General features: G+C 76.3%; 2 pseudogenes. Both read right to left on the reverse strand.

The features are described from left to right. Positions 1–241 (reverse strand): annotated as a pseudogene (locus GRC12_RS44695) (DUF2841 domain-containing protein); the annotation flags it as partial. Between the two features lie 131 nt (positions 242–372). Then, positions 373–944: pseudogene (locus GRC12_RS44700) on the reverse strand (zf-HC2 domain-containing protein); the annotation flags it as partial.

The raw sequence follows: 944 nt of genomic DNA on the forward strand, positions 1-944 counted from the left end.
CCCCCGCTACCGGGCGCGCCAACTCGAAGTCACCCTCGCGTACCGCCGCAGCCGGGTCCCGGTCCTGGGCCGGTAGTGCCAGACGGAAGTCGCCGCCCGCATCGCCATGGGCTTCCGGTTCCGTCAGTGTCGGCGTCGGGGCGAGCGGCGGATCCGTCGGCGGCGCGTCCGCGTGGTCGGGGCCCGTCTCGCGAACCCCCCGGTGCCACCACTTCGGCCTTGTGGGCTTCCCCTCGTTCATGATCTCCCCACAGGTGACCGCGGCGCAGCCCGTCGCGGACGCGGTTTGTCGGTTCCGCGTCGGCGACACAGGGCGCAGACGCGGTTCACCGTGGATTCAACCAGGTTCCCTGGCGGAGGCGCAGGGGCCGGTCAGCGAGCGGGGTCGGTGGGGGTCGCGTCGGGGACGGGTGCGGCGAGGAGGGGCGTCGTGGCCTCGGGCCGCGCCGACCCCGAGGTCAGCGTCAGCGGCGAGGTCATGCTGAGCGGACGTATGAGCGGGGACATCACCGCGGCGCCGGCCACGACGGGCGCCGTCAGCGTGTGCACGGTCTGGTCCGCCGCGGCGGGGCTGGGTACGCCCGGCAGCAGCGGTGCGGACACCTGGGTCGGTGCCACCGGGGTGTCGCCGAGCGAGCGACCGCCCTGGCCCTGGGTGAGCAGGGGCCCCGCGCCACGGCGCCGCTGGCTCTCGGGCGTCGTCGCGGTCCCCGTCCCCGGCGTACGCGCCGGCGTCACATTGCTGCCCGCGCCGGAGCCACGGGCGTCCGCGGCCGTGTCCGTCGCCGCACCGGTCGTGACCCCGCCGAGCGCGATCGCGGCGAGCGAGACCGCGCCGGCGGCGACGAACGCGAACCGCATCCCGCGCGAGGCGGAGCGGTCGGTCTCGGGCCGGCTGACGTCATGGATGCGGAAGCCGTGGTCGGAGGCGGGGAGGGCCGGGG

This window comes from Streptomyces griseorubiginosus, assembly GCF_017614965.1.
In the GTDB taxonomy this organism is placed as follows: Bacteria; Actinomycetota; Actinomycetes; order Streptomycetales; family Streptomycetaceae; genus Streptomyces; species Streptomyces griseorubiginosus_B.